Below are 25,573 nucleotides of genomic sequence, written 5' to 3'. Positions count from 1 at the left end.
TTTGCGTCGTGCGGCAGCTGTCCGCCCTCTCCCCCTGTGTGTATGGACCGGAGACATCGTGGACAGTCGTTCGGACACATGGTGAACACCGCAAGCTGCGGCGTTTGGGACGCGAGGAGCGTTCGGATGCCGTGGCAGGAGGTTTCTGCGGTGGAGTTGCGAAAGGAGTTCGTGTCACTTGCTTCGCAGGAGGGCGCCAACGTGCGTGCGCTGTGCAGGCGGTTCGGGATCAGCCCGGGTACGGGCTACAAGTGGCTTGAGCGTGCGGGTCAGCCACTCGCGTCCTTACCACCCGCAGACCCAAGGCAAGGACGAACGCTTCCATCGCACGCTGAAGGCCGAAGTGCTGCAGGGTCCGCCGTTCGCGGATCTGAATCGGGCGCAGGCGGCGTTCGACCATCGGCGCCGGATCTACAACACCGAACGCCCGCACCAAGCGCTCGGTATGGCGGTGCCTGTGAGCCGCTTTCAGCCCAGTGGTCGCGTGTATACGGACATCCCTCCGCCACCGGAGTACGGCCCCGAAGACACCGTGCGCAAGGTTCAGGACCAAGGACGGATCAGCTGGAACGGACAGACCTGGCGCGTAGGCAAGGCCTTCATCGGTGAGCGCGTCGCGCTGCGTCCGGCGGCTGAGGCGGACACGTACGATGTGTACTGGAGCCGCATTCGAATCGCCCGAATCGAGCTCCAAACCCGGACGGTGATCACGGGAAAGCGGATCACCTGAATGTGTTCACCATGTCTCCGAACGGGTGTTCACTATGTCTCCGGTCCATACATGGTGGGAGAGGGGTTGGGGGAGAGGGGGCACGCTCGCGGCGAGGTCTCCCCCTCTCCCCAACCCCTCTCCCACGAGGGGAGAGGGGCTCAAGTGCGGTGCTGTGCGGGTCTGACGGATCGCCTGTCTAGATGAGCGTCGTGCGCCCGCTGAGCGCTTTGCTCCCCTCTCCCCTTGTGAAGCGAGACGGGCCGCTTTCAAGCTCCCGGTGGGAGCTTGAGGACCGGTAAGCCCAAGCGAAGCGAAGGTCAGGGGCGTGGGAGAGGTGGCACGCTCGCGGCAAGGTCTCCCCCTCTCCCCAACCCCTCTCCCACAGGGGGAGAGGGGCTCAAGTGCGGTGCTGTGCGGGTCTGGCGGATCGCCTGTCCAGATGCGCGTCGTGCGTCCGCTGAGCGCTTTGCTCCCCTCTCCCCTTGTGGGAGAGGGGTCGGGGGAGAGGGGGCCAGCGTGCCGCGAGCGCGCCCCCTCTCCCCAACGCCCACATTTGCTTTGCTCGGGCTCACCGGCTTTCAAGCTCCCTCCGGGAGCTTGAAAGCGGCCTGCCTCGCTCGACAGGGGGAGAGGGGCTCACCCGCGGTGCCCTGCAAGTCTGGCTGACGCACGCCCCTGATCAGGTCGCCTGCGGGCCTGCCCTGTGAAATCGGAACGCCGAGCCGCGTACGCGCGATCAGCGCCAAAGGGACTGCAGCGAAACCTCGCGCGTGCTGCGTGAGCGCGTCCGGCGAGGTGGCCCGGTTGCGGGGCCGCGTGCGCGGGCCGCGATCGCCGATCAGGGCGAAGATCAACGCGATCAGATCGCCCTCAGCCCGCCCGCCCCACCGCCGCATCCGACACGTACGGATTGCTCATGCGCTCGCGGCCCAGGGTCGACGTCGGGCCATGGCCGGGCACGAACTGCACGCGGTCGCCGAGGGCAAAGAGACGTTCGCGGATCGAACGGATCAGGTCGGCGTGGTTGCCGCGCGGGAAGTCGGTGCGTCCGATGCTGCCGGCAAAGATCACGTCGCCGACGAAGGCGAGCCCGACTTCTCGCAGGAAGAACACCACGTGGCCGGGCGTGTGGCCGGGGCAGTGCAGCACTTCGAGTTCGAGCGCGCCGACGCTGACGCGTTCACCGTGCGTGAGCCAGCGATCCGGGGTGAACACCTGCGCCGGCGGGAAGCCGTATTCGGCCGCGCGGGTCGGCAGCTGCTGGATCCAGAAATCGTCATCCGGATGCGGGTCTTCGACCGGCACGCCGAGGCGCTGCTGCAGCACAGCCCGCCGTGTGGCGCGCTGTGCTGCGACTGGCTGATGGAGCGGTCTGATCGAACGGTGGCGTCGGGCCGCGGATGCTGCAACGCTGGACATGCAAACCCATAGAGCGCATCTGGCAGCCTCGCGCGCCGACCTCAGCAGACTTGAGCGGTGTCCGCGGGCCAAGCGCGCCACGTCTCGGAAGTCAGGACCCAGCCGTGCTCATCGTGCTTGTCACGTCGGCCGTCCATATTGGTGTCCGCGATCGGGCGCCACTCGTAGCGATACTCGAGCTGTACGAACTCCGAGCCGTGGCCGGTGCGGATCACGCCACAGCGATGGTTGATTTGAACAGCTCCGGGATAGCCCGGCGTGGTCGGCGAATTGCCATCGTCGGGAATCGTGGTCTTGGCGATGCCCGCACGCTCGATCTGCTCCTTGAACCCTGAAGAGAGCCCAATCGACGGGGAGCCATCAGGCACTTCGAATCTGAATCTCAGCGGATCTGCGACCAGATGCCGCGGACGTTTGCCGGCCAAAGCCTCGTAAAGCGGCTCACCCGGACGGGTAAAGCCTTGCTCCATCGACGACATTTCTTCATTCGGGGGTGCGGACAGGTCGTCGCGCGCTGCAGCTGGGCTCTGCGCAACGGCACCAAAGAAGCAAAGGGAGAAAACGATGTGGTGGAGACCGAAACGCATAGGGACCTCAAGGAACCGTGGAAAATCGAATGCTGCAAGCTAAGGCCCCACTGTTTGGATCGGCAAGCTGTCATGTCTGACAGGTTCGAGAACACGGGTCAGAGCGCACCTCCGTCGGGCCATGCGCGTTTCGCCACATGGGTTTAGCCCGCGTGCCCCCAATGGGCGCGCCCCACCGCCGCATCCGACACATGCGGATTGCTCATGCGCTCGCGGCCCAGCGTCGACACCGGGCCGTGTCCGGGCACGAACTGCACGCGGTCGCCGAGGGCGAACAGACGTTCGCGGATCGAACGGATCAGGTCGGCGTGGTTGCCGCGCGGGAAGTCGGTGCGGCCGATGCTGCCGGCGAAGATCACATCGCCAACGAAGGCGAGGCCGACTTCGCGCAGGAAGAACACCACATGGCCGGGCGTGTGGCCGGGGCAGTGCAGCACTTCGAGTTCGAGCGCGCCGACGCTGACGCGTTCACCGTGGGCGAGCCAGCGATCCGGGGTGAACACCTGCGCCGGCGGGAAGCCGTATTCAGCCGCGCGGGTCGGCAGCTGCTGGATCCAGAAATCGTCGTCCGGGTGCGGGCCTTCGACCGGTACGCCGAGGCGCTGCTGCAGTTCGGCCACGCCCGAGCAGTGGTCGAGATGACCGTGGGTCACCAGCACCTTCTCCAGCGTCGCACCGTGACGCGCAACCGCGGCGAGCAGGCGATCGACTTCGCCGCCGGGGTCGACCAGGGCGGCCTTCTTGGTGCGCTGGCAGACGATCAGCGAGCAGTTCTGCTGGAAGGGCGTGACCGGCAGCACTTCGACCGCGACCGGTGGGTTCGCTTGCGCGTTCATTTCAATCCTCCGGCGCCGAGGCGTCGTCGTCGCTGTCGGCGGGCAGCTGCAGCAGGTCGGGGGCGCCTTCCAGGGTTTCCACGCTGCGCAGCTTGCGTTCGATGGCGCGCGTGCGAACGCCGGCGGCACCGATGCTTTTGCTGACGGTGTCGATCTGCTTCTGGGTGCGGTCGAGCACTTCGCCGAACTTGCCGAACTCGTTCTTGACTGCACCAAGGATCTGCCAGACCTCGCTGCTGCGTTGTTCGATCGCCAGCGTGCGGAAGCCCATCTGCAGGCTGTTCAGCAGCGCTGCCAGCGTGGTTGGGCCGGCGAGGGTGATGCGGTAGTCGCGCTGCAGGGCTTCGAACAGGCCGGGGCGGCGGATCAGCTCGGCGTACAGGCCTTCGGTGGGCAGGAACAGCAGGGCGAAGTCGGTGGTATGCGGCGGGCCGATGTACTTCTCGCGGATGCGCTTGGCCTCGTCGCGGATGCGCCGTTCAAGCGCGAGCGCAGCGACACCGGCAGCCTCGGCGTCGGCGCGGTCCTGCGCGTCGAGCAGGCGCTCGTAGTCCTCGCGCGGGAACTTGGCGTCGATCGGCAGCCACACCGGCGCGCCCGGCGTGCTGCCCGGCAGGCGGATGGCGTACTCGACGCGCTCGCTGCTGCCCGGCAGGGTGGCGACATTGCTGGCGTACTGCTCGGCGCTGAGGATCTGCTCCAGCAGGGCGCCGAGCTGCACTTCGCCGAAGGTGCCGCGGGTTTTGACATTGCCGAGCACGCGCTTCAGATCGCCCACGCCCTGCGCCAGGGTCTGCATTTCACCCAGGCCGCGGTGCACCTGTTCGAGGCGCTCGGAGACCAGCTTGAAGCTCTCGCCCAGACGCGTTTCCAGCGTGGTTTTGAGCTTCTCGTCGACGGTCTCGCGCATGCGCTCCAGCTGGGCGGCGTTGTCGGTCTGCAATTCCTTGAGCTTGGCTTCGAGCGTGCCGCGCACTTCGTTCATGCGCTCGGCGTTGTGCTGGGTGAGGGTGAGCAGGCGCGCGTCCAGCGCTTCGCCGAAGCCCTTGAGCGCGGCCACCGATTCCTCGCGGCTCTTGCGGGCGTCGTCGGACAGCGTCTGCCGCAGGGTCTCGATGCGCTGATCCGAGCGCAGGGCGGCGGCGTCGAGGCCGCGGCCGAACGCATCCAGCCGTTCGGCCTGGGCGCGGCTGCCCTCGGCCAGCGCGGCGCGCAGCTGGGCTTCGAAGCGCGCCTGCTGCTCGGCGGACTCACTGCGCGCTTCGCGCAGCTCTTCGCGCAGGGCGCGCTCGGTGCGTTCGGCGGTGGCGGCCAGCGCGGCCAAGCGTTCGAGCAGGGCAGGGTCGGTCTGCGTGCGCCCACTGCGACGCAGCAGCGTCAGCAGAAGCACGAGCGCAGCGACCAGCAGCAGCAACGCCACCGCCAGCAGTGCGAGCAGCCACGGGGCCGGCATCGGCGCCGCCAGCGGGGCGGCGGCCGCGAGCGAAAACAAGGACACGATGAGCATGCGATGCATCCATCAGCGAAGACGGCAGTCTAGCGATGCAGCGCCGCACCGCGCAGACCCGTGGCGCGGAGGCATGCAGCCAGCCGGCATACTGACGGCCCTGCCCGCTCGAATCCTGCACCATGCACGGACACGGATTTCTCGCTGACGCCCTCGTCTTCCTGATCGCCGCGGTGATCGCGGTGCCGCTGTTCCGGCGGCTCGGCCTTGGCGCGGTGCTCGGCTATCTGGCGGCGGGTGTGGTGATCGGGCCGCACGTGCTCGGCTTCATCAGCGATCCCGAGTCGGTGCTGACGGCGTCCGAATTCGGCGTGGTGATGCTGCTCTTCATCATCGGACTCGAGCTTTCGCCGGCGCGTCTGTGGGTGATGCGACGCCAGGTGTTCGGCATCGGCAGTCTGCAGGTCGGTGTGTCGGCGGCGCTGATTGGTGGTGCGATCGCGCTGTGGGGCCTGGGCTGGAAGGCTTCGCTGGTGGTCGGCCTGGGCCTGGCCCTGTCCTCGACCGCGGTCGGCCTGCAGCTGCTGGCCGAGCGCAAGGCGCTGACCGCCGACTACGGGCGCATCGCGTTCGCGGTGCTGCTGTTCCAGGACGCGGTCGCGATTCCGCTGCTGGCGCTGATCCCCCTGTTGGGCGAGGCCAAGGCCGCCGAGCAGGCGGCACCGGGGCTCGATGCCGTGCTGAAGGCGGTCGGCGTGATCCTGGCCATCGTGATCGGCGGCCGCTATCTGCTGCGCCCGCTGTTCCGCATCGTCGCCCGCGCGCAGGCGGTCGAGGTGTTCACCGCCTCGGCGCTGATGGTGGTCGCCGGCTCGGCCTTCCTGGTCCAGCAGGCCGGGCTATCGATGGCGCTGGGCGCGTTTCTCGCGGGCGTGCTGCTCGCCGAGAGTGAATTCCGGCATGAGCTGGAATCGCACATCGAGCCCTTCAAGGGCCTGCTGCTGGGGCTGTTCTTCATGGCCGTGGGCATGAGCATCGACCTCGGCGTGATCGTCGCCGAGCCGGGCCAGGTGGTGATCGGCACGTTGGCGCTTCTGGCCATCAAGTTCGCCGTGCTGTGGGTGGTCGGGCGGCAGGCGGCGAAGCTCAAGGCCGGCGCACCGCTGCAGCTGGCGGCAGTGCTGGCGATGGGCGGCGAGTTCGCCTTCGTGGTGTTTTCCGAAGCCGGCAAGGCCGGTCTGCTGGCGCCGGCAGAATCGAGCCTGCTGGTGGTGATCGTCGGCATGTCGATGGCGGCGACGCCGCTGCTGCTGATGGCGGTCGACGCGCACTGCCGGAAGCTGGCGAAAATCCGCGAGCGCGCGCCCGCGTTTGACGCCATCGACGACCACGATCCGAAGGTGATCATCGCCGGCTTCGGGCGCATGGGGCAGATGATTGGCCGCATGCTGCGCGCCCAGCACATCCCGTTCACCGCGCTGGAGAACAGCCCGCAGCAGGTCGAGCTGTCGCGCCGCTTCGGCAGCACCCTGTACTTCGGCGACCCCAGCCGCGCCGAGCTGCTGCGCGCGGCGCGTGCGGACCGCGCCGAGATCCTGGTTCTGACCACCGATGATCCCGAGGCCAACATCCGCACCGCGCGGATGATCAAGCGCCTGTATCCGCACCTGAAGGTGTTCGCGCGGGCGCGCAACCGCCAGCACGCGTTCCGGCTGATGGACCTCAACATCGAGGGCATCACCCGCGAGACCTTTCCGGCCGCCCTGGAGATGGCCCGCAGCGTGCTGCTGGCGCTGGGCCAGGACGCGGCGGTGGTGGAATCGCGCCTGCGCACCTTCCGCGAGCACGACGAGGCCCTGCTGCGCGAACAGCACCTCGTCTACGACGACGAGACGGCGCTCGTGCAGAGCGCGCGCGAGGCCTTCACTGACCTCGAACGTCTGTTCGAGGCCGACGCGGCCTCCGAGCGCGAGCGCGAGCGCGGCGGGCAGGGCTGAGCGCGGCTGACACGTCACCTGCCGACTGCGGCTGCGGCTGGACGCCGTCGCGACGTCGCTCGCGCGCTCAGTCCGCCTGCGAGCGCAGAAAGCGCGCCATCGACGGCGGTGGTTTGGGGCCTTCGAGTTCGCGGGCGATATCGACATAGCCGCGGGTGAGCGCGACTTCGGCGGCGCTGCGCGCGAGGCCGTCGCGCAGGCTGGGGTCCGCGCCGGCGCGCAGCAGCCGCTGCACCAGCGGCAGCAGACCGTGCTGGGCGCCCCAGTGCAGAGCCGAGAAGCCGCGCTGGTCCTGGGCGTCGAGTGCGGTTCCGATCTCCAGCAGGCGCTCGAGCTGCGGCAGCAGCGCTTCGCTGCGCAGCGGTGTACCGGCGGGCTCGGCCGCGCCGAGCAGCAGAAGCAGCGGCGTCTCGCCCAAGGCATTGGCCTGGCTGAGTGCAACAGCCTGCGGCGACAGCGCGGTCCACAGCGCCAGCGCGGGCGCGGCCTCGCTGCTGCGGCAGCCGCGCCGAGCGGCGTGGTGCAGCACGGTGTTGCCGTCGGCGTCGACCGCATCGCGCGCCGCGCCATGCGCCAGCAGCAGATGCACGCAGCGCACCTGGCCCAGCGCGGCCGCCAGCATCAGCGGGCGCAGCGCGCCGGGCAGGGTCTGCTCGACGTGGGCGCGACCGGCGAGCAGGAGTTCCACCACTTCGGCGTGGCCCTGGCTGATCGCCGCGGTGAGCGCGGTCATGCCGCTGTCGGCGGCCAGCGCCGGATCGAGCCCGGCCTTGAGCAGCACTGCGACCACATCGGCGTGGCCGCTGCCGGCAGCGCGCAGCAGGGCGCTGCAGCCGCGCGCATCGCGCACCCCGGGGTCCAGCCCGAGTTCGAGCAGGCAGCCCACGGCCACTGCGTCCCCGGCGACCGCGGCATGGATCAGGTCGGCGTCGCGCAGGGGCCGGCCCGGGTGCGGCCAGCGGCTCCAATCGAGCCAGCGCAGCAGGGCCGGGTCGCCGGCGTGCATGGCCTGACCCAGCGGGCACTGGCCGTCCGGGCCGCGCCGCTGTGGACTGGCGCCGGCGCGCAGCAGGCCGCGCACGCTGGCGATGTCGCCGCGCTGGGCGGCGGCCGCAAGCGGAGTCTGCCCGCCGCGTCCCGTCTGCCCCGGGTCGGCGCCGCCTATCAGCAGCGCTTCGACCACCTCGGACCAGCCGAGCTGAATGGCCAGCAGCAGCGGCGCATCGCCCTCATGGGCGCCGAAGGCATCGGCCCCGGCCGCCAGCAGCTGCAGCGCGCGCTGTTCGTCGGCGCCGGCTGGCAGCCTCGCGTCGACGCAGGCGCGCAGGTAGCGCGCCAGCCCGCCGCGGCCGGCCGGCGAGGCGCCGAGTTCGCGCAGGGCGTCCAGCGCCTGCGGTGCTACCGCAACGCGATCGAGCGCGCGCGCCAACTGCGCTTCGCGGCTGTACTCGCCGCTCGCCGGCAGCGCTGCGGCCAGCATGGCCAGCGCGCTGCGCGGCTGGCTCGCGCCGAGGCTTTCGAAGAGTTCGCAGAGCAGATCGGCCGGCGGGTTCAGTTCGCGCAGCAGCGAAGGCAGCAGGTCCGGGCGGCCGCGACGCAGCGCGCGGGTCAGGCGCTCGGCGAGTTCGACCCGTTCGACGCTGGTCTCGGACGACCCCGTGATCGCGCCCGGCGCGTCGTCGACTGCGGCCGGCAGCGGGTGGTCGGGGTCCATGCGCCCGACCAGGTCCCAGCGCTGCGCCGCGCGCGCGAGTTCCAGCGCGGTCTGGCCGCTGGCGCAGGCCTGGTCGGGCCGCGCGCCCATCTGCAGCAAGCGGGTGATGACGTCGGCATCGGCGCGCGCCGAGCCGCAGGCGATGTGCAGGGCGCTGCGGCCGGCCGTATCCAGCGCGTCGACCGCCGGCGACTTGCGGCGCAGGGCTTCGATGCTGGCCACCGAGCCCGCGCGCGCGGCCTCCATCAGCGGCGTCGCGCCGTGGTCGTCGGCGCGACCGGCATCGGCGCCGGCTTTCAGCAGGGCGGCCACGATCGCGCCGTTGCCCGCCAGGCAGGCCTCGTGCAGGGCCGTGCGGCCCAGCCGGCCGCGGGCGTCGACCTTGGCCTTGTGGCGCAGCAGCAGCTCGACGCCGGCGGCATCGTCCTCGCCGGCGGCGGCGGCCAGCAGCGCCGGTTGGCCGCCCTCGGGCTCGCTGCGGGCATGACGCTCTAGCAGAAACCGCGCCAGTCGCCAGCTGCCGGCGGCGCAGGCTTCGAACAGCGGGCTGCGGCCGCCGCGGTCGAGCGCGTTGAGCTCGGCGCCGGCGTCCAGCAGCTGGGCTGCGACCTCGGGATCGCTGCTGCGCGCCGCGTAGTGCAGCGGCGTGCGGCCCTCGCCGTCGGCCAGCCGCGGATCGGCACCGTTGGCCAGCAGCATCGCCACCGCGTCCGGGCGCCCGTGGTAGCTGTCGCGGGTGCAGGCAAGCAGCGGCGTGAGGCCAGCGCGGGATTCGTTGAGATCGACCCCGCGCAGGATCAGCGCGCGCAGCAGGCTGAGGTCGCCCAGCAGGCTGGCCAGCACGGCCAGGCTGCGCTGGTCGCGGCCCTCGGGCGGGGCGGGCGCCGCCGGTGTGGGCGCACTCTCCGCCAGCAGGGCTACGGCGCCTTCGATGTCGCCGCGTCGCGCCGCGGCGAACAGGGCGATGACCGGGTCGTCGATCGCGGTGGGGGGCTCGCTGGACTCCGCCAACGCGGGCTGGGGCTCGCGCGCCGCGCTGGGCGCCTCCGCGGCGGGCTCCGCCGCGGGCGCGGACTCGGCGGCGGCGAGACAGGCCTGCACCCGCCGCGCCAGCGCCAGCGCGCACAGCGGCGCGATCAGCAGGGCATGCGCGCTCGCCGCCAGTGCGGGTACGCCGCCGCTGCGGCCCGCCTCGCTGGCCAGCGCCAGCAGGGCCGGCCCCAGCTGCAGCACCAGGCAGGCGGCGCCCAGGGTGATGTCGCCAAAGTCGAAGTCGCCGCGTTCCAGCAGGCGCTGGCGGGTCAGGCGCGCGCGCGCCAGATGCTGGCCGAGGCGGCGGCGGGTGATGGGCTCGGGCACCAGCAGCAGCACCGGGTCGGCGAACACCCGGCTGGCCAGCAGGCCGGCGACGGCGACGCCCGCGCAGAGCAGCAGCACCGCACCGAGCGCACCGGATTTCAGCAGCCCGGCGAAGGGCCAGACCAGCAGCGGAATGCCCACCAGCAGGGCCAGCAGCAGAAGCAGGCCGCCGCCCAGAAGGCCGCGCTGCAGCGCGGCGGCGGTGCGCGGCACTGGCAGGCGCGCGCTGGCCAGCACCGCGCCTGCGGTCTGCACACCCAGGCCCGCCGCGAGCAGCGGCAGGCCCCACAGCGCGTCGAGCGCGAACAGCGCTGGCAGGGCGTGCGCTGCGATCAGCAGCGGGGCGGACAGCGCCGTGGCCAGCGGCAGCGCCGCCGGAGCGGCCCGCACCGGGCGTTCAGCCGCCATGCGCGGGCATCATGTCCGGCAGGTACTCGGCGGGCGGCGGCAGCTGGATGTGGAAGCCGCGCTCCAGCAGGTTGGCGCGCACGACGGCGGCGTCCTCGCGGGCCAGCCGGCGGCCTTCGACCAGCTCGAAGCTGAGCGCCGCCACCAGCGGTCGCAGGCTGGCGTGCAGCGCTTCGGGCAGCACCTCGAAGGCGCCTTCCTCGCGCAGATAGACGTAGGTGTCGGCGCGCTTCTCGCTGCGGTAGACGTAGCAACGCATGGGATTGGGGTCGAAGCCTGCGGGGATGGCGCGAAGGATAGCGCTCCGCAGGCCCGATCGGGCTTTGTACGGGGCCGCTGTCGCCGCGCGCAGCGCAGGACCGACAATGCGCAGCCGCGGGCCACGCCCGCATCGCCCTGTCACCTGGAACCGCCGCATGTTCGACGTGCTGCTCTACGAGCCCGAGATCCCGCCCAACACCGGCAATGTGATCCGCCTGTGCGCCAATGCCGGCGCCCGCCTGCACCTGATCCGCCCGCTGGGCTTCGAACTCGACGACGTGCGCCTGAAGCGCGCCGGCCTCGACTACCACGAGTACGCCGATCTCAAGGTGCACGACTCGCTGCCGGCCGCGCTGGCTGCGCTGCAGCCGCCGCGTCTGTTCGCGCTGTCGACCCGCGCCCAGCGTCGCTACGACGAAGTCGCCTACAGCGCCGGTGACGCCTTTCTGTTCGGACCCGAGAGCCGCGGCCTGCCGCAGCCGGTGCTGGAGTCGATCCCGGCCGAGACCCGTTTGCGCCTGCCCATGCGCCCGGGAAACCGCAGCCTCAACCTGTCGAACGCGGTGGCGGTACTGGTGTTCGAAGCCTGGCGCCAGCACGGTTTCATCGGCGGAGCGTGATTCAGCGCACACTCCGGCCTGAACCCTGTTAACCCCGAGTTAAAAGCGCGAGCGCAGGAATTTCCTTTGGCAACAAAGGTTTGACGAAGGGATTTCAAGCTGGTTATGGTTCGATGGTCATAACGGCCGAGAGCCACCGCCAGTGCATCACGACGACTCGACGCCGCGCTCCGCGCACGCCCGCCCTGTTCAGGCCATCCGCCGCCCGCGCCCCGCCGACCTCGCCGATCTGGCCGACACCACCACCGAGACGCCCACGAGCGCGCGCCTGCCGCTGTCCGCGCTGGCGCGGTTCCGCCGCGAGCATTGGTTTCTGGCCAGCATGCTCGCCACGGTGTCCACCTTCGTGGTGCTGACCATTCCCGGCTTTGCGGGCGCCAGCCTGGAGCCGCAGAACGCCGCCCGCACCTCGCTGGAGCTGGAGCTGCCGACGCTTGCGGAGCTCGCTGATGCCGACGCCGAGCCGGGCGCGCAGGCGCCGGCCGCAGTCGCTGCCGACGCGTGGACCGCGGTCACGGTCAAGCCCGGGCAAACGCTGGGCGCGATCTTCAGCGCCCAGGGCCTGTCCGCGACCCTGATGCACCGCCTGCTGGAGCACCCTGGCGCGCGCGAGCCCTTGACCCGCTTCCGCCCCGGCACCGAGTTCGCGTTCCAGATCGAGGACGGCGAGCTGCGCGCCCTGCGCTTCGACCGCGACGAAGCCACCCGCGTCGTGCTGCATGTCGATGGCGATGACATCCGCGAGGAGAAGATCGAGCGCGAGGTGCAGCGCCGCGTGCAGATGGCCTCGGGCACCATCACCGAATCCCTTTCGGAAGCCACCGCCCGCGCCGGCATGTCCACCGCCAGCATGCTGGAGATGGCCAAGGTGTTCGGCTACGACATCGACTTCGCCCAGGACCTGCGCGAGGGCGACAGCTTCCACGTCGTCTACGAGGACATCTACCGCGACGGCGAGCGCCTGCGCGGAGGCGACATCCTGGCCGCCACCTTCGTCAACCAGGGCAAGACCTACCAGGTCTTCCGCTACACCTTCGCCGACGGCAAGACCGAGTACTACGACGCCGAAGGCCGGCCGATGAAGAAGTCCTTCCTGCGCATGCCGATCGACTTCGCGCGGCTCAGCTCGCGCTTCTCGAACGCCCGTCGTCACCCGGTGCTGGGCACGGTGCGCGCGCATCGCGGCGTCGACTATGCCGCGCCCACCGGCACCCCGATCAAGGCCGCGGGCGATGGCCGCATCACGTTTGCCGGCTGGCGCAGCGGCTACGGCCGCACCGTCATCCTCGACCACGGCAACGGCGTCACCACCCTCTACGCCCACATGTCGCGCTTCTCCAACTACAAGACCGGCGCGCGCGTGAGCCAGGGCAACACCATCGGCTACGTCGGCGCTTCGGGCCTGGCCTCCGGCCCGCACCTGCACTACGAATTCCGCGTCCACGGCGTGCATCGCGACCCGCTGACCGTGACCATGCCCAAGCCGCAGCCCCTGCCGGCCGGCGAGCTGGCCCGTTTCCGCGAGCAGTCGCAGCCGATGCTGGCGCGTCTGCAGCAGATGCAGGCCACTGCCAGCGCGCTCGCTTCGCGCTGATCTTCCGCGCATGGTCGCGGGCGAGGACGGCCTCTACCTCGGCCTGATTTCCGGCACCAGCGCCGACGGCATCGACGTCGCCGCGGTCGACCTGCGCGGCGCGCGGGTCGAACTGGTGGCAGGGCGCACCTATCCCTGGGACGCCCCCCTGCGCGCGCAGATCCTGCGCGTCTCCCAGCACGAGCCGCTGCTCTCGCTCGACGAATTCGGCGAGCTCGAGACCGCAGTCGCCGACGCTTTCGCCAGCGCCGCGCTGCAGCTGATCGAGGACTTCGCGCTCGATCGCGACGCCGTGCATGCCATCGGCTCGCACGGCCAAACCTTGCGTCACCGACCGCGTGGCCCGCGCCCCTTCAGCCTGCAGATCGGCGACCCCTCGCGGATCGCCGAGCACACGGGCTGCACCGTGGTTGCCGACTTCCGTCGCCGCGATGTCGCCGCGGGCGGCCAGGGCGCGCCGCTGGTGCCGGCCTTCCACCGCGCTGTGTTCAGCGCTGACGCCGAAGCCCGCGCCGTGCTCAACATCGGCGGCATCGCCAACCTGAGCCTGCTCGGCGGCAGCGCGCACAGTGCGCTGCAGGGCGCTGCCGCACCGGTGCTGGGCTTCGACTGCGGTCCGGGCAATGGCCTGATGGACGCCTGGTGCCTGCGCCATCGCGGCCAGGCTTTCGACGCTGGCGGCAGCTTCGCTGCTGCAGGCGAGGTCCACGCCGAACTGCTGCAGCGCCTGCTGGCGGATCCGTACCTGACCGAGCCGCCGCCGAAGAGCAGCGGCCGCGATCGCTACCACCTCGCCTGGCTCGAAGCCCGGATGACGGGCCTCTCGCTGGCACCGGAGGTGGTGCAGGCGACCCTGCTGGAATTCACCGCCGCCAGCATCGCGCAGGCGCTGGCGCGCTGGCAGCCGGAGGGCGAGCGCGTGCTGGTCTGCGGCGGCGGCGTGCACAACCCGATGCTGATGTCACGCATGGCCTCGCTGTTGCCCGGACGAACCGTCGAGTCCACCGCGGCCCACGGCGTCGACCCCGATTTCGTTGAAGCGATGACCTTCGCCTGGCTGGCCCGCGAAACCCTCGCCGGGCGGCCGGGCAATCTCTGCGAGGCCACCGGAGCGGCCGGGCCGCGCGTGCTGGGCGGGGTGTGGCAGGCTTGAGCTCCGCGTTTGGCGCTGCCTGACGCCTATCCTTTTTTCGTCTCTCGAAGTGAATGAGCTTGGACAATCCCTACGCGGCGCCTTCCACCCTCCCTGCGGCTGAAGCCTTCCGTGAGCCGGAAGAACTCGCGCGCCACGTCCGCCACGGCGTCGTCGCCGGCTGCGTTTCCGGTGGGATCACCCTTGCCATCACGCTTGCGGCCCTCTTCGGCAGTGCGATCCAGGGCGTGGACGCCTGGATGCTGGTCGATGTCGCGCTGATCTTCGGCCTCGCCTACGGCATCTGGCGACGCAGCCGCGCGGCGGCGACCGCGATGCTGATCTACTTCGTCGCCTCGAAGCTGATCCAGTTCGTCGAGAGTGGGCAGCCCAGCGGCCTGCTGATCAGCGCGCTGTTCGTCTACCTCTACACGCGCGCGATGCTCGCGACCTTCAAGCTGCACGCGTTGCGGCGCGAAGCACAGGGGTGATGCCGGGCGCCATCGCCCTCAACCGAGCTTGCGAAGCGCCTCGATCGCCTCGTGGAGCGCGCGGCTCTCTTCGTCTTCCCAGGTGCCGGTCAGCCGGGCGATATCGCCGGGCAGGGGCGGATCGGGGATCTCCATGCCCAGGGCCTGGCGCAGCAGGCTCAGCACGACGTCGTTGATCGGCCAGCCGCGGTCGCGGGCGATGCGCTTGATGCGCTCGGCGATGTCGGGGTCGATGTCTTTGACGAGGATGTCGGGCATGCAGGGGAACTTCAGCGTTGGAAGGCACCCGCGTCGCGGCCTGACCGACAGGCGGCGGATCGCAGGCTGCGCGCGCTGCACCCCTGTATGCCTCGCGCGAGCCAAGAACCCTAGCACAGGGTCGCGCTCGCAGCGACATCACTCAGAGCGTGTGAAAAAACCCAGACGCCGTAGCGAGGGCGTCTGTGGGCGTTCGTGGCAAAGCGCGCGACGTGAATTCAAGGGTGTTTGGCGAGCTAGTGACCGCGGAATTCGCGGAGCGCGCTGCCGCCACGGACGTCCAGAGGCGGCCGCAGTAGGCGGATGGTTTTTTCACATGCTCTCAGCGCGGCGCGTTGCCCTCGCCGGGCGACGCCAGCGCGGGCCGGGTCCAGAGCCAGGCCAGCAGCATCAGGGTCGGCACCACCGACAGCGTGCTGAAAATGAAGAAGCCCGAGTAGCTCCAGGCCTCCACCAGAAAGCCCGAACCGCCGCCGATCAGCTTGCCGGGCAGATTGGCCAGCGAGCTGAGCAGCGCGTACTGCGTCGCGGTGTAGCCGCGCTGTGTGAGGCCCGACATGAAGGCCACCAGCACGGTGCCGGCGAAGCCCTGGCTCAGGTTGTCGGCCGAAATGGTGGCGGTGAACGCCCACAGCGCGCCCGGGTTCTGCGCCATCAGCAGGAAGGCGAGATTCGAGACGGCCACCGCCAGCGCGCCGATCAGCAGGCAGCGACGAATGCCCAGCGCCGCCACCGCGAGGCCGCCGAGGAAGGCGCCGGCAAGCCCGATCCACACGCCATAGACCTTGGACACCGTGGCGATCTGCGCCTTGTCGTAGCCGGTGTCGATGTAGAAGGGCCCGGCAACCACGCCGAGCATCTGGTCCGGCAGCTTGAACAGGCCGACGAACACCAGCAGGGCCAGGCCCAGCCACAGACCGCTGTGGCTGAAGAAGGCGCGGAACGGCGCGATGAAGGCTTCGCTCAGGCCGGGTCGCGTGACGCTGGTCGCCGGCTGCTCGGGCTCGGCGCTGAACAGGGTGGCGGCCAGCGGCGCCAGCATCGCTGCGGCCATCGCGAGATAGGCGATACGCCAGCCGCCAAACTCGGCGAAGTAGAGCGCACCGGCACCGCCCAGGATGAGCCCCAAGCGATAGCCGAAGGAGTAGGTCGCCGCCAGCGCCGCCTGCGCTTCGATCGGCGCGATTTCGATGCGGTAGGCGTCCACCAGCGTGTCCTGGGTGGCGCCGGCGAAAGCCACCAGCGCGGCCAGCGCCACGAACAGGGTCAGCCCGCCCTCGGGGCCGGTGATCGCCATGCCGCACAGCGCTGCCCCCAGCAGCAGCTGCGCCAGCAGCAGCCAGGGTCGTCGGCGACCCCGCATCGGCAGCGGCGCGCGCCAGCGATCGAGCAGCGGCGCCCACAGGAACTTGAAGACATAGAACAGGCTGACGTAGCTCAGCAGGCCGATGCTCGACAGCTCCAGCCCCGACTCGCGCAGCCAGATCGACAGCGTGTAGCCGACCAGCAGGAAGGGCAGGCCGCAGCCAAAGCCGAGCAGGAACAGGCTGAACGCGGCCGGCTGCGAGAACGCCCGCAGGGCCGAGCGCAGGCCGGTGGCTGGCGTCGCGGTTGCCGCCGCTGTCATGCGTAGTCGACCACGTAGGGCGCGTGGTCGGAAAACTTCGGCTCGGCGTGGATCGCGCAGTTGCGCAGCGATTCACGCAGCGCCGGCGACACCACCTGGTAGTCGATCCGCCAGCCGACGTTCTTGGCGCGCGCGGCACCGCGCTGGCTCCACCAGGTGTAGTCCTCGCCTTGCGGGCGCAGGTGCCGGTAGCTGTCGACCCAGCCCTGCTCGCCGAAGAGGTGATCCAGCCAGGCGCGCTCTTCCGGCAGGCAGCCCGAGTTCTTCTGGTTCGAGGTCCAGTTCTTGATGTCGCGACGGGTGTGGACGATGTTCCAGTCGCCGCAGATCACATAGCGCCTGGATGAGCGCACCCACTCGGCGAGGATCGGTCCGAACCAGTCCATGCAGCGGAACTTGAACTGCTGGCGTTCGTCGCCCGAGGAACCGGAAGGGAAGTACAGCGAGACCACGCTCAGATCGCCGAAGCGCGCCTCGATGTAGCGGCCCTCCTCGTCGAACTCGTCCCAGCCCAGCTCGGTCAACACCGTATCCGGCGCCTGCCGGCTGTAGAGGCCGACGCCGCTGTAGCCCTTCTTCGTCGTGGCATCGCGGAAGTGTGCGTGCCAGCCCGCGGGGCGCAGCGCCGGATCCGCCAGCTGCTCGGCCTGGGCCTTGGTCTCCTGCACGCAGAGCACGTCGATGTCCTGGGCCCCGAACCAGTCGAAGAAACCCTTGCTGGCGGCGGAGCGGAGGCCGTTGGCGTTGAAGCTGCAGATGCGCATGGAGAGCCGGGATTCGGGAGTAGGGATTCGGGATTCGAAAGAGCGGACTGGGGCGGGTTTGGGGCTGCGCGCTGTGCGCGAGCGTCTCGCAAAGACAGCTGCGCCGGCGTGGAGGCTGTGCTTCGCGTGGCCCGCCCGTGGCGAAGCTGGGATGATAGCGGGCTTTGGTCGGATGCCCGGAGCGAGCCCCATGCAGCAGGCGATGCAGGACTACCAGCGGCGGTTTCTTGAACTCTCGATCGAGCGTTCGGTGCTGCGCTTCGGCGAGTTCACCCTGAAGTCGGGGCGGATCAGTCCGTACTTCTTCAACGCCGGCCTGTTCAACACCGGCGGCGCCCTGGCCCGGCTCGCCGACTGCTATGTCGAGGCCCTGCTGGCCTCGGGGCTTGAGTTCGACATGCTGTTCGGGCCGGCCTACAAGGGCATCCCGCTCGCGACCGCAGTGGCGGCCGCGCTGTATGCGCGGGGCATCGACGTGCCGCTGGCCTTCAACCGCAAGGAGGCCAAGAGCCACGGCGAGGGCGGCCGCCTGATCGGCGCGCCGCTGTCGGGCCGCGTGCTGATCGTCGACGATGTCATCACTGCGGGCACGGCCATCCGCGAGTCGCTGGGCTTCATCCGCGAAGCCGGCGCCGAGCCCTGCGGCGTGCTGATCGCGCTGGATCGCCAGGAGCGCGGTGCTGGCGCGTTGTCGGCGGTGCAGGAACTTGAACAGCAGGCGCAATTGCCCGTGATCGCCATCGCGCGGCTGGCGGAACTGCTTGCCTATACTGCCGGCCGGCCCGAGCTGGCCGAGCACCGCAGCCGCTTGCTGGCCTACCGAGACACCTACGGCAGCGTTGCCTGAGCGCCCTGCCCCGCACCACCGAGGTTCGATCCATGCGCGCCACCGTCGTCATCACTGCTGCCCTCGTCCTGTCCCTGCTGTCGGCGCCCGCGCTGGCGCAGAAGCTCTATCGCTGGGTCGACGCCGAGGGCAAGGTCCACTACACCGACACCTTGCCGCCGGAAGCGGTCGACCAGGCGCGTGAAGAAATCAGCCGCAGCGGCACCACGGTCAACCGCGTTGATCGGGCCCTGACCGCCGAGGAGCGCGCGGCCAAGGCGGCGGAAGAGGCCGAGGCCGAACGCCTTGCTGCGATCAAGGCCGAGCAGGACAAGATGGATGCGGTATTGATGGGCTCGTATGCGACCGAGGAGGACCTGGAGCGCGCCTACCGCGAGCGCTTCGACCTGCTCGACCAGTCGCTGGAGGCCGCCCGCGTGGGCATCCGCAGCCAGGAAAAGAGCCTGGAAGACCAGCTCGACCATGCGGCCTCGCTGGAGCGCGCAGGCAGGCCGGTGCCGGCCACCGTGCAGAGCACGATCGAGGCCTCGCGCAAGCAGGTCGAGGACCAGCGCGAGTACCTCAGCAAGCGCGAAACCGAACGCCAGAACCTGCAGACCGAGTACGACACCGTCCTGCAGCGCTACCGAATCCTGAAGGAAGGTGGCTGAGACGGGCCGCGGTGCGCCGGCTCGCCTGCGCGCGATGCACGATGACGTAACGACGCACGCTCGATCCTGTTGCGTCTTCCTTGCTTCGAGCCTCGCGCATGCAGCTGCACTTTGACAACGCCTTTCGCCGCGCCCTGCCCGGCGACCCTGAAACGGCCAACTACACGCGGCCGGTCAGCGCTGCGCTGTGGTCCGAGGTCCAGCCCACGCCGGTCCCTTCGCCGCGTCTACTGGCGCTGTCACCCGCGGTCGCAAGCGCGATCGGCATCACTGCCGAGGACACTGCCAGCGCGCGTTTCGCCGAGGTGTTCGCCGGCAATGCTCTGCTCGACGGCATGCAGCCGATCGCCAGCAACTACGGCGGCCATCAGTTCGGCCACTGGGCTGGACAGCTCGGCGACGGCCGCGCGATCAGTCTGGGCGAGGTGATCGGTGCCGACGGCCGCCGTCATGAGCTGCAGCTCAAGGGCGCCGGACCCACCCCGTATTCGCGCCGCGCCGACGGCCGCGCCGTGCTGCGCAGCTCGCTGCGCGAGTTCATCTGCAGCGAGGCGATGCACGCGCTGGGCGTGCCGACCACGCGCGCGCTCTCGCTCATCGCCACCGGCGACGCCGTGGTGCGCGACATCCTCTACGCCGGCGATCCGAAGCCCGAGCCTGGCGCCATCGTCTGCCGGGTCGCGCCGAGCTTCCTGCGCTTCGGCCACTTCGAGCTGCCGGCCTCGCGCGGCGAGTACGCGCTGCTGCGGCAGCTGTGGGACTTCATGTGCGTGCGCGACTTCCCCGAGTACGAAGGCGCGGCGGATCGCGATGCGCAGGTGTTCCGCGCGATCTGCGAGCGCACCGGCCTCTTGCTCGCGCACTGGATGCGGGTCGGCTTTGTGCACGGGGTGATGAACACCGACAACCTGTCCGTGCTGGGCCTGACCCTCGACTATGGGCCCTACGGCTGGCTCGAAGACTTCGATCCGGCGTGGACGCCGAACATCACTGATGCCGAAGGCCGCCGCTATGCCTTCGGCCGGCAGCCGCAGATCGCGCACTGGAACCTGTCCTGCCTGGCGGGCGCGCTGTCCTCGCTGTTCGCCGATCAGGAGCCTCTGCGCGATGGGCTGCGCGCCTACGCCGAGACCTTCAACCGCGCGCACGCCGAATTCAATGCCGGCAAGCTCGGGCTGCTGGCGCCCCGCGATGCCGATACCGCGCTGGCCCAGCGTCTGTACGCGCTCATGCACGCGGCCCAGCTCGACTTCACGCTGACTTTCCGCGCACTGATGGGATTGGATGCCGCTGCGCCGAGTGTCGATCCGCTGCGCGCTGCGAGCTACGCCGCCGCCGCGTTCGAGGCGCAGCGACCTGCGCTGGCCGCATGGTTGACCGATTACGCGCAGCGGCTGGACAGCGATGCGGCGCCCGCGGCGCGCCGCGAGCGCATGGCCGCCGTGAACCCGCTCTACGTACCGCGCAACTGGCTGGCCCAGCAGGCCATCGACGCCGCCGAACAGGGTGATCTTGCCCCGCTGCAGCGCCTGCAGACGGTGCTCGAACGTCCCTACGACGAGCAACCCGACGCCGAGGCCTATGCGCAGAAACGCCCCGACTGGGCGCGCCATCGCGCCGGCTGCTCGATGCTGTCCTGCAGCTCATGAGAAGCGAGTCGGGAGGAACGAGTGCATAGGGTGGGTCTTGACCCACCGAAGTCCGACGCTCGCCACGGCCCATCGTCTGGGCCTTGGCCCATCGGAGTTCACCTCCCGCCGATTGAACGAAGCACGAGGGATCGCGCAGGAGCGGTGCTCCCCGGCTGACGGCGCAGGTGTTGAAGCGTTGGTGGGTCAAGACCCACCCTATGCATGCTTCCTATTGCTTAACCCACCGAAGCCCGACGCTCGCCACGGCCCATCGTCTGGGCCTTGGCCCACCGCAGTTCACCTCCCGCCGATTGAACGAAGCACGAGGGATCGCGCAGGAGCAGTGCTCCCCGGCTGACGGCGCAGGTGTTGAAGCGTTGGTGGGTCAAGACCCACCCTATGCATGCTTCTGATTGGGTGGGCCTGGATCCAACCCGTGAGCATTCCGGCTGGAATAGGGTGGGTCTTGACCCACCGTCCCGCCGTCGCTCGATGACGCAGGCTCCGCGTGCCGCGCTCGCTCACACCGGCCCGAAGCGCCCGGCCTGGTAGTCGAGCATGGCCTGCTGGATCTCGTGCGGATGGTTCATCACGAAAGGCCCGTACTGCACGATCGGCTCGCGCAGCGGTCGGCCGGCGACGAGGATGAGGCGCGCGGGCGCATCGCCAGCCGCGACCAGCAGCTGTTCGCCGTCCGACAGCAGGGCCATCACATCGGTGCCGACCGTCTGCCCGGCCAGCTCGGCGCGGCCCTCGAACACGTAGGCGAAGGCGGCATGGCCGGCGGGCACCGGCACCTCAAGCGACGCGCCCGCCGGCAGAGCGATATCGAGATACAGCGGCGAGGTGGCCTCGGCATCGACCGGACCGCGCAGGCCGCCGTACTCGCCGGCCAGTACGCGCACCTTGGCGCCCGCCAGCGGTTCGATCTCGGGGATGCGCTCGGGCGCGATGTCCTGGTAGCGCGGCGCGCACATTTTCTGCGCCGCCGGCAGGTTGATCCACAGCTGGAAGCCGGACATGCGGCCCTCTTCCTGCTCGGGCATTTCCGAATGCACGAGGCCACGGCCGGCGGTCATCCACTGCACCGAGCCCGACACCAGCAGGCCCTCATTGCCCTGGTTGTCGCGATGGCGCATGCGCCCTTCGAGCATGTAGGTGACCGTCTCGAAGCCGCGGTGCGGATGGTTGGGAAAGCCAGCGATGTAGTCGGCGGCTTCCTCCGAACCGAAGTGATCCAGCATCAGAAAGGGGTCGAGATTGCGCAGCTCGGGAATGCCGATCACCCGGGTCAGGCGCACGCCGGCGCCGTCCGACGTGGGCATTCCGCGGACCAGACGGGTGACGCAACGGGGCTGGGTCATGGGGCTCTCCTGGCGGCTGTGATGGCCGCCAAGATGGTCCTGCCGGGCGCACCGCTCAAGCCTCGTCGGTGCAACGCTGCGTTGTGGTGAAGGCGCGCTGGCGAATCGAGCACGTCAGTGCTTGATCTGGGGTGACCGAGCGCAGCTAAGGCCTCGCCGCGCAGCGGCCGAACGCGTCCGGACCCGCGCCGGTCTCTCGACGTCTGAACAACTCCCGGACGGAGTTGTTCAGAACTTCCTCAGTGCGCGATCCAGCGGAAGCGGGCCCGGCGACGCCGGATGGCGCGAGCACCGAGCACGCTCAGGACGAACTTAATCCGAGTTGCCTCAGGGCGCGATCAGCGCGCGCCCATCGCGCGCGGCACCACGGCCATGGTCAGCCGCGAGATGCAGACCGGCTGGCCGGCGTCGTTCTCGATGCGGATGTCCCAGACCTGGGTGCTGCGGCCGACATGGATGGGCCGGGCGGTGCCGATGACCCAGCCTTGGGTGACCGCGCGCAGGTGGTTGGCATTGATCTCGAGACCGACCGCCATCTGCGTGGCCGGGTCGACGCAGAGGCTGGCGGCCATGCTGCCCAGGGTTTCCGCCAGCGCCACCGAGGCGCCACCGTGCAGCAGGCCAAAGGGCTGGTGGGTGCGATGGTCGACCGGCATGCGGCCGCGGATGAAGTCCTCGCCGACTTCCAGCACCTCGATGCCGAGGTGCTGGACCAGGGTGTCGGCGCTGCCGGCGTTCATCGCGGCAGCGTCGACCTGGCGCAGAAAAACCCGCGCCAAGCTCAGCGAACCTTGATCAGGCTCGGGCGCCAGCTGCGGGTGTAGCCAGAGCGGCCGTAGCCGCTGCTGCCGCCGTAGCCCACGCCGTAGTCGCGCTCGCGACGGCGGTGAATGCGGTTCAGCAATTCCTCGCGGCGCGCTTCGAGGAAGTCGGCGCGGCCCACGGTGGCCGGGTCGAGGCCGCGGCGCTCCGCCTCGTGCTGGCGGAAGTCGCAGAAGTCCTCGTAGGCCTCGATCTCGTTGTGCAGCTGGCGCAGGCACAGCTCGATCATGATGGCGTCATCGAGATAGCCCAGCACCGGCGTGTGGTCGGGAATCGCGTCCTGCGGGTTGACGAAGTAGACCAGGGCCGACACCACGTGCTTGCGGTCCTCGTCGGGCAGCGCAAAGCCCTCGTCATTCAGCATCGCGATCAGCGAGTCCAGGCCCTCCAGGCGCTGGCGGATGAAATCCGGCAGGGCGCCGGTCTCGGCCGACTTCAGCAGGTCTGCTGCGGCCTTGATGATCTCGTCCGCCGACTTGGCGCTGGCTTCGGCCGAGGCCTGGGCCGCGCGGAAGCGCTCGATGTCCTTGTCGCTGAGGTCGATGGTAATGCTGAGGGGCATGGCGGTTCCTTGGCAGGGGAGAGCGGCGGTGACGTCGGGGCCGGCGGCGCAAGCGCCCCGGAGCCTGCGCAGCCTAGCCAGCCCCCCGGGGGCGGTCAATTGACGATCGTCATTGCGGTCGCGCTCGCGTCCACGACGACCCTGCGCCCTCCCCGCCAGCGGCCGGCATCGCCTGTCCTGAGGCGCTGGGCTGGGCGCGTTCGCGCGGCCGGATGTCCTGCGTGGCCGCCCTCCTGCGTGTCCGTACTTACTGTCCCCGCGATCGCGCGCGGACGAAGGCCCAGGTGAGGTCCACCATGCACGCGCTCCCTCAGTCCCTTATTGCCTGCGTCCGCAGCGCAGCCCGCATTGGCTTCTGCCTGCTCGTGCTGACCGCAGGCATGGGCGTCGCCCCCGCTTTCGCGCTGGTGCTGCGCGTGGGCAGCGACGCCGCCTGCACCCATGCCAGCCTGCAGGCGGCGCTGTTCGCTCTGCAGGGCCAGACCGGCCTGCACACGGTGCTGATCAACAAAGGCGCCTACGCAGCCCCCAACGGCATCGTCTACGCGCCCACGGTCAACCAGACCGCGGTGTTCCTGGAGGGCGGCTACGACAGCTGCAGTTCGGGGCTGTCCGGCGACCCCACCCAGGACGCGCATCGCGCCGTGTTCGATGGCAGTGGCGGCGCCCAGCGGCCGGTGCTGGAGTTGCGTCTGAACGGCCGCGTGGGGAGCTTCCAGGTGCGCCGGCTGGCGCTCATCGGTGGCGATGCCACCGGCACGGTCGAAAACAGTACCGGCGGCGGCCTGGCGATTCGCGGTGCGGCCTCGGTGCTGCTGGGGCTGGGGGTGAGTATCCGCGGCAACAGCGCGGTCGACGGCGGCGGCGTCGCCCTCACCGGCAGCGCGGTGACCTTGGATGAACCGCTGGCGCGGGTCGACCTGTTTCTGGTGGAGGGCGCGGAAATCTCCGGCAACACCGCCAGCAACCGCGGTGGCGGTCTGTACTGCGGCGGCTTTCCGCCCGGCGGCGGCGCCAACGTCAGCCGGCACGGCAGCATCGTCGCCCGCGACACCATCATCGGCTTCAATCAGGCTGCCAGCGGCGCCGCCTTCCACTGCCTGGGCAGCCTCGAAGGCGGCGGCGGGCTGCAGCCTCGTCCCAGCGGCACGGTGTGGATCGTCGGCAACCAGAGCACCGCCGACAGCGGTGGCTGCGCCGCAGGCTTCGCCACGCTCGACGCCAGCCAGCCGGCCACCGCAGGCGTGCGCGTGCTGGGTGCCGCCGACAACGCGTCCGCTCTGCTGGCAATCAGCAGCAACGGCGGGTTCAACGCCGGCCTGTGCTTGAGCGGCAGCTATCGCATCGGCACTTCGACGCGACCGCCGGGCGAGAGCCGCTTCCGCCTGCAGAACCTGGTGATCCTGCAGCAGACCGGGCGCGGGGCCCTGGGCCTCAGCGTCACCAACGCCCTGGAGCTTGAGCTGCGGCCCTCGGGCGATCAGGTCAGCTGCAGCTTCTTCAACCCTGTGCCTTGCCTCAGCCTGCACGACAACGCGCCTGACAGCGTGGCCGGCGTGCCGCAGTCCGCGCGCCTGCTGAGCGCCAGCACGGGCGCTCGACTGCTGCTGCGGCGCGCCTCGGTGCGGGGCAACCTCGCATTCCCTAACCTCATCACGGCGACCGATACGGCGCAGCTGCGCATCGAGGCCAGCGTGCTGGACGACAACCGCGTGGTCGACCCCAGCGGCGTCAATGGACCTTCCCTGTTCGCCGCCAGCCTCGGCGGCCATGTCCGGTTGGCCAACAGCACGGTCATCATGCGCAGCGCGCTGGATCGCTTCTTCCGGCTCGACGACGCCGGCACGGCCGCGGCCTTCGCCAGCATCCTCGCCTCCACCTCGACGCCGGCGCCCGCCAACATCGGCGGCAACGACAGCGCCGGACGCTTCACCCGCGGCTGGTGCGGCTTCTTCCAGTCCACCGCTGACTTCGCTGCACACCTGGTCGAAGCCGATCCCACCCTCGGCGGCTTCACGACCCTGCCCGCGGCCGCCTTCGACCTCGATCCACAGACCTATGCGCCGCGCAGCGAGCTGTTGATCGACCGCTGCTCGCCCGCCGACACCGGCAGCGACTTCCGCGGTGCGCCCTTCAACCAGCAGACCCGCGCCGGCAGCGTGGCCTGGACCGACATCGGTGCGGTCGAGCGGCAGCCGCAGGCTGCAGTCTTCGCCGATGGCTTCGAGTCGCCGTGAAGCGCGCCCTGGCCCGCCTGCGCGCCGCGTCCGCCCTGGCCGACGCGCTCGCCGACGCCGCCGCTTCATGCTTCAATGCCGCCCGCAAGCGGGGGTGTCCGGCGGCAGCCGGGCTGAGAGAGTCCCTTTGAACCTGATCCGGCTCACACCGGCGTAGGGAGCTTCGATTCGATGCGCGGTGACGGCCCCAGGTCGGCTCATCGCGCGCCGTGCCGGCGCCGCCGCTTGGACTCC

Annotated in this window: 21 protein-coding genes, 1 pseudogene and 1 riboswitch; of the genes and pseudogenes, 10 read left to right on the top strand and 12 right to left on the bottom strand. The window is 70.1% G+C overall.

All coding sequences use genetic code 11. The features are described from left to right. Window positions 1-126 precede the first annotated feature (126 nt). Window positions 127-730: pseudogene (locus H4O13_15085) on the top strand (transposase). A gap of 852 nt (window positions 731-1,582) precedes the next feature. Here H4O13_15085 and H4O13_15080 read toward each other — a convergent pair. The 4 genes from H4O13_15080 to rmuC all read right to left on the bottom strand — a co-directional run bounded on the left by H4O13_15080 (window position 1,583) and on the right by rmuC (window position 5,007). Continuing rightward, window positions 1,583-2,131, bottom strand: a complete 549-nt coding sequence (locus H4O13_15080; GenBank protein MBE5316713.1) for an MBL fold metallo-hydrolase — start codon at window positions 2,129-2,131, stop codon at window positions 1,583-1,585. A gap of 41 nt (window positions 2,132-2,172) precedes the next feature. Continuing rightward, window positions 2,173-2,718: a hypothetical protein gene (locus H4O13_15075; protein ID MBE5316712.1), complete on the bottom strand. Its 546-nt coding sequence runs from the start codon at window positions 2,716-2,718 to the stop codon at window positions 2,173-2,175. A gap of 143 nt (window positions 2,719-2,861) precedes the next feature. Further along, window positions 2,862-3,554: an MBL fold metallo-hydrolase gene (locus tag H4O13_15070; GenBank protein MBE5316711.1), complete on the bottom strand. Its 693-nt coding sequence runs from the start codon at window positions 3,552-3,554 to the stop codon at window positions 2,862-2,864. Between the two features lies 1 nt (window position 3,555). Beyond that, window positions 3,556-5,007 carry a DNA recombination protein RmuC gene (gene rmuC / locus H4O13_15065; protein ID MBE5316710.1) on the bottom strand — a complete coding sequence of 484 codons (1,452 nt, stop codon included), beginning with the start codon at window positions 5,005-5,007 and terminating at the stop codon, window positions 3,556-3,558. A gap of 176 nt (window positions 5,008-5,183) precedes the next feature. On the opposite strand from rmuC, the gene H4O13_15060 reads away from it, so the two are divergent. Next, window positions 5,184-6,998 (top strand): cation:proton antiporter, encoded by a 1,815-nt coding sequence (locus tag H4O13_15060; protein ID MBE5316709.1) that lies wholly within the window; start codon window positions 5,184-5,186, stop codon window positions 6,996-6,998. A 67-nt stretch (window positions 6,999-7,065) separates the two neighbouring features. Here H4O13_15060 and H4O13_15055 read toward each other — a convergent pair whose 3' ends face one another. Together H4O13_15055 and H4O13_15050 are read right to left on the bottom strand one after the other, a co-directional pair. Continuing rightward, complete coding sequence (locus H4O13_15055) at window positions 7,066-10,479, bottom strand: ankyrin repeat domain-containing protein (GenBank protein MBE5316708.1); 3,414 nt, start codon at window positions 10,477-10,479, stop codon at window positions 7,066-7,068. After that, window positions 10,469-10,738: a YcgL domain-containing protein gene (locus H4O13_15050; protein ID MBE5316707.1), complete on the bottom strand. Its 270-nt coding sequence runs from the start codon at window positions 10,736-10,738 to the stop codon at window positions 10,469-10,471. The genes H4O13_15055 and H4O13_15050 overlap by 11 nt, the downstream gene beginning before the upstream one ends. A 157-nt stretch (window positions 10,739-10,895) precedes the next feature. Here H4O13_15050 and H4O13_15045 point away from each other — a divergent pair, with 157 nt between their 5' ends. From H4O13_15045 to H4O13_15030, 4 genes are all read left to right on the top strand, one after another. Then, window positions 10,896-11,360, top strand: coding sequence for a tRNA (cytidine(34)-2'-O)-methyltransferase (locus H4O13_15045; protein MBE5316706.1), 465 nt, complete (start codon window positions 10,896-10,898; stop codon window positions 11,358-11,360). 322 nt (window positions 11,361-11,682) lie between these two features. Beyond that, window positions 11,683-12,954: a M23 family metallopeptidase gene (locus H4O13_15040; protein MBE5316705.1), complete on the top strand. Its 1,272-nt coding sequence runs from the start codon at window positions 11,683-11,685 to the stop codon at window positions 12,952-12,954. A gap of 10 nt (window positions 12,955-12,964) precedes the next feature. Beyond that, window positions 12,965-14,107 (top strand): anhydro-N-acetylmuramic acid kinase, encoded by a 1,143-nt coding sequence (locus H4O13_15035; GenBank protein MBE5316704.1) that lies wholly within the window; start codon window positions 12,965-12,967, stop codon window positions 14,105-14,107. A gap of 59 nt (window positions 14,108-14,166) precedes the next feature. Beyond that, window positions 14,167-14,577: a hypothetical protein gene (locus H4O13_15030; protein MBE5316703.1), complete on the top strand. Its 411-nt coding sequence runs from the start codon at window positions 14,167-14,169 to the stop codon at window positions 14,575-14,577. Window positions 14,578-14,595: 18 nt separating this feature from the next. On the opposite strand, the gene H4O13_15025 is transcribed toward H4O13_15030, so the two are convergent. The 3 genes from H4O13_15025 to xth all read right to left on the bottom strand — a co-directional run bounded on the left by H4O13_15025 (window position 14,596) and on the right by xth (window position 17,226). Beyond that, complete coding sequence (locus H4O13_15025; GenBank protein ID MBE5316702.1) at window positions 14,596-14,835, bottom strand: hypothetical protein; 240 nt, start codon at window positions 14,833-14,835, stop codon at window positions 14,596-14,598. Window positions 14,836-15,157: 322 nt separating this feature from the next. After that, window positions 15,158-16,462, bottom strand: coding sequence for an MFS transporter (locus H4O13_15020; protein MBE5316701.1), 1,305 nt, complete (start codon window positions 16,460-16,462; stop codon window positions 15,158-15,160). Further along, window positions 16,459-17,226: an exodeoxyribonuclease III gene (gene xth, locus H4O13_15015; protein MBE5316700.1), complete on the bottom strand. Its 768-nt coding sequence runs from the start codon at window positions 17,224-17,226 to the stop codon at window positions 16,459-16,461. Before xth ends, H4O13_15020 begins: the two co-directional genes overlap by 4 nt. A gap of 202 nt (window positions 17,227-17,428) precedes the next feature. Here xth and pyrE point away from each other — a divergent pair, with 202 nt between their 5' ends. The 3 genes from pyrE (at window position 17,429) to H4O13_15000 (ending at window position 20,372) form a co-directional block, all read left to right on the top strand. Next, entirely contained in the window at window positions 17,429-18,073 is a 645-nt protein-coding gene (pyrE, locus tag H4O13_15010) for an orotate phosphoribosyltransferase (GenBank protein MBE5316699.1), read from the top strand. Window positions 18,074-18,105: 32 nt separating this feature from the next. Next, on the top strand, window positions 18,106-18,723 hold the full coding sequence (locus tag H4O13_15005; protein MBE5316698.1) for a DUF4124 domain-containing protein: 618 nt from the start codon (window positions 18,106-18,108) through the stop codon (window positions 18,721-18,723). Window positions 18,724-18,821: 98 nt separating this feature from the next. Beyond that, window positions 18,822-20,372, top strand: coding sequence for a YdiU family protein (locus H4O13_15000; GenBank protein ID MBE5316697.1), 1,551 nt, complete (start codon window positions 18,822-18,824; stop codon window positions 20,370-20,372). 503 nt (window positions 20,373-20,875) lie between these two features. Here H4O13_15000 and H4O13_14995 read toward each other — a convergent pair. The 3 genes from H4O13_14995 to H4O13_14985 form a co-directional block, all read right to left on the bottom strand. Then, window positions 20,876-21,718 carry a pirin family protein gene (locus H4O13_14995; GenBank protein ID MBE5316696.1) on the bottom strand — a complete coding sequence of 281 codons (843 nt, stop codon included), beginning with the start codon at window positions 21,716-21,718 and terminating at the stop codon, window positions 20,876-20,878. Between the two features lie 338 nt (window positions 21,719-22,056). After that, window positions 22,057-22,458, bottom strand: a complete 402-nt coding sequence (locus tag H4O13_14990; protein MBE5316695.1) for a hotdog fold thioesterase — start codon at window positions 22,456-22,458, stop codon at window positions 22,057-22,059. Between the two features lie 41 nt (window positions 22,459-22,499). Further along, on the bottom strand, window positions 22,500-23,102 hold the full coding sequence (locus H4O13_14985; GenBank protein MBE5316694.1) for a DUF1232 domain-containing protein: 603 nt from the start codon (window positions 23,100-23,102) through the stop codon (window positions 22,500-22,502). Between the two features lie 296 nt (window positions 23,103-23,398). Between H4O13_14985 and H4O13_14980 the strand changes: the two genes are divergently transcribed. Further along, a complete protein-coding gene (locus tag H4O13_14980) occupies window positions 23,399-25,339 on the top strand; it encodes a hypothetical protein (protein ID MBE5316693.1) in 1,941 nt (646 codons plus the stop codon). An 80-nt stretch (window positions 25,340-25,419) separates the two neighbouring features. Next, a riboswitch (TPP riboswitch) is annotated at window positions 25,420-25,516 on the top strand. Window positions 25,517-25,573: the final 57 nt, after the last annotated feature.

This window comes from Lysobacterales bacterium, assembly GCA_014946745.1.
GTDB lineage: Bacteria > Pseudomonadota > Gammaproteobacteria > Xanthomonadales > Xanthomonadaceae > Aquimonas.
Note: the sequence above shows the minus strand (reverse complement) of the source record. Positions and strands in the feature narration are given on the sequence as shown.

What these genes read in the sequence shown, in the direction of transcription:
- H4O13_15080 (MBE5316713.1), bottom strand. Translation starts at nt 2,131, where the DNA reads ATGTCCAGCGTTGCAGCATCCGCGGCCCGACGCCACCGTTCGATCAGA.
- H4O13_15075 (MBE5316712.1), bottom strand. Translation starts at nt 2,718, where the DNA reads ATGCGTTTCGGTCTCCACCACATCGTTTTCTCCCTTTGCTTCTTTGGT.
- H4O13_15070 (MBE5316711.1), bottom strand. Translation starts at nt 3,554, where the DNA reads ATGAACGCGCAAGCGAACCCACCGGTCGCGGTCGAAGTGCTGCCGGTC.
- rmuC (MBE5316710.1), bottom strand. Translation starts at nt 5,007, where the DNA reads ATGCCGGCCCCGTGGCTGCTCGCACTGCTGGCGGTGGCGTTGCTGCTG.
- H4O13_15060 (MBE5316709.1), top strand. Translation starts at nt 5,184, where the DNA reads ATGCACGGACACGGATTTCTCGCTGACGCCCTCGTCTTCCTGATCGCC.
- H4O13_15055 (MBE5316708.1), bottom strand. Translation starts at nt 10,479, where the DNA reads ATGGCGGCTGAACGCCCGGTGCGGGCCGCTCCGGCGGCGCTGCCGCTG.
- H4O13_15050 (MBE5316707.1), bottom strand. Translation starts at nt 10,738, where the DNA reads ATGCGTTGCTACGTCTACCGCAGCGAGAAGCGCGCCGACACCTACGTC.
- H4O13_15045 (MBE5316706.1), top strand. Translation starts at nt 10,896, where the DNA reads ATGTTCGACGTGCTGCTCTACGAGCCCGAGATCCCGCCCAACACCGGC.
- H4O13_15040 (MBE5316705.1), top strand. Translation starts at nt 11,683, where the DNA reads ATGCTCGCCACGGTGTCCACCTTCGTGGTGCTGACCATTCCCGGCTTT.
- H4O13_15035 (MBE5316704.1), top strand. Translation starts at nt 12,965, where the DNA reads ATGGTCGCGGGCGAGGACGGCCTCTACCTCGGCCTGATTTCCGGCACC.
- H4O13_15025 (MBE5316702.1), bottom strand. Translation starts at nt 14,835, where the DNA reads ATGCCCGACATCCTCGTCAAAGACATCGACCCCGACATCGCCGAGCGC.
- H4O13_15020 (MBE5316701.1), bottom strand. Translation starts at nt 16,462, where the DNA reads ATGACAGCGGCGGCAACCGCGACGCCAGCCACCGGCCTGCGCTCGGCC.
- xth (MBE5316700.1), bottom strand. Translation starts at nt 17,226, where the DNA reads ATGCGCATCTGCAGCTTCAACGCCAACGGCCTCCGCTCCGCCGCCAGC.
- pyrE (MBE5316699.1), top strand. Translation starts at nt 17,429, where the DNA reads ATGCAGGACTACCAGCGGCGGTTTCTTGAACTCTCGATCGAGCGTTCG.
- H4O13_15005 (MBE5316698.1), top strand. Translation starts at nt 18,106, where the DNA reads ATGCGCGCCACCGTCGTCATCACTGCTGCCCTCGTCCTGTCCCTGCTG.
- H4O13_15000 (MBE5316697.1), top strand. Translation starts at nt 18,822, where the DNA reads ATGCAGCTGCACTTTGACAACGCCTTTCGCCGCGCCCTGCCCGGCGAC.
- H4O13_14995 (MBE5316696.1), bottom strand. Translation starts at nt 21,718, where the DNA reads ATGACCCAGCCCCGTTGCGTCACCCGTCTGGTCCGCGGAATGCCCACG.
- H4O13_14990 (MBE5316695.1), bottom strand. Translation starts at nt 22,458, where the DNA reads ATGAACGCCGGCAGCGCCGACACCCTGGTCCAGCACCTCGGCATCGAG.
- H4O13_14985 (MBE5316694.1), bottom strand. Translation starts at nt 23,102, where the DNA reads ATGCCCCTCAGCATTACCATCGACCTCAGCGACAAGGACATCGAGCGC.
- H4O13_14980 (MBE5316693.1), top strand. Translation starts at nt 23,399, where the DNA reads ATGCACGCGCTCCCTCAGTCCCTTATTGCCTGCGTCCGCAGCGCAGCC.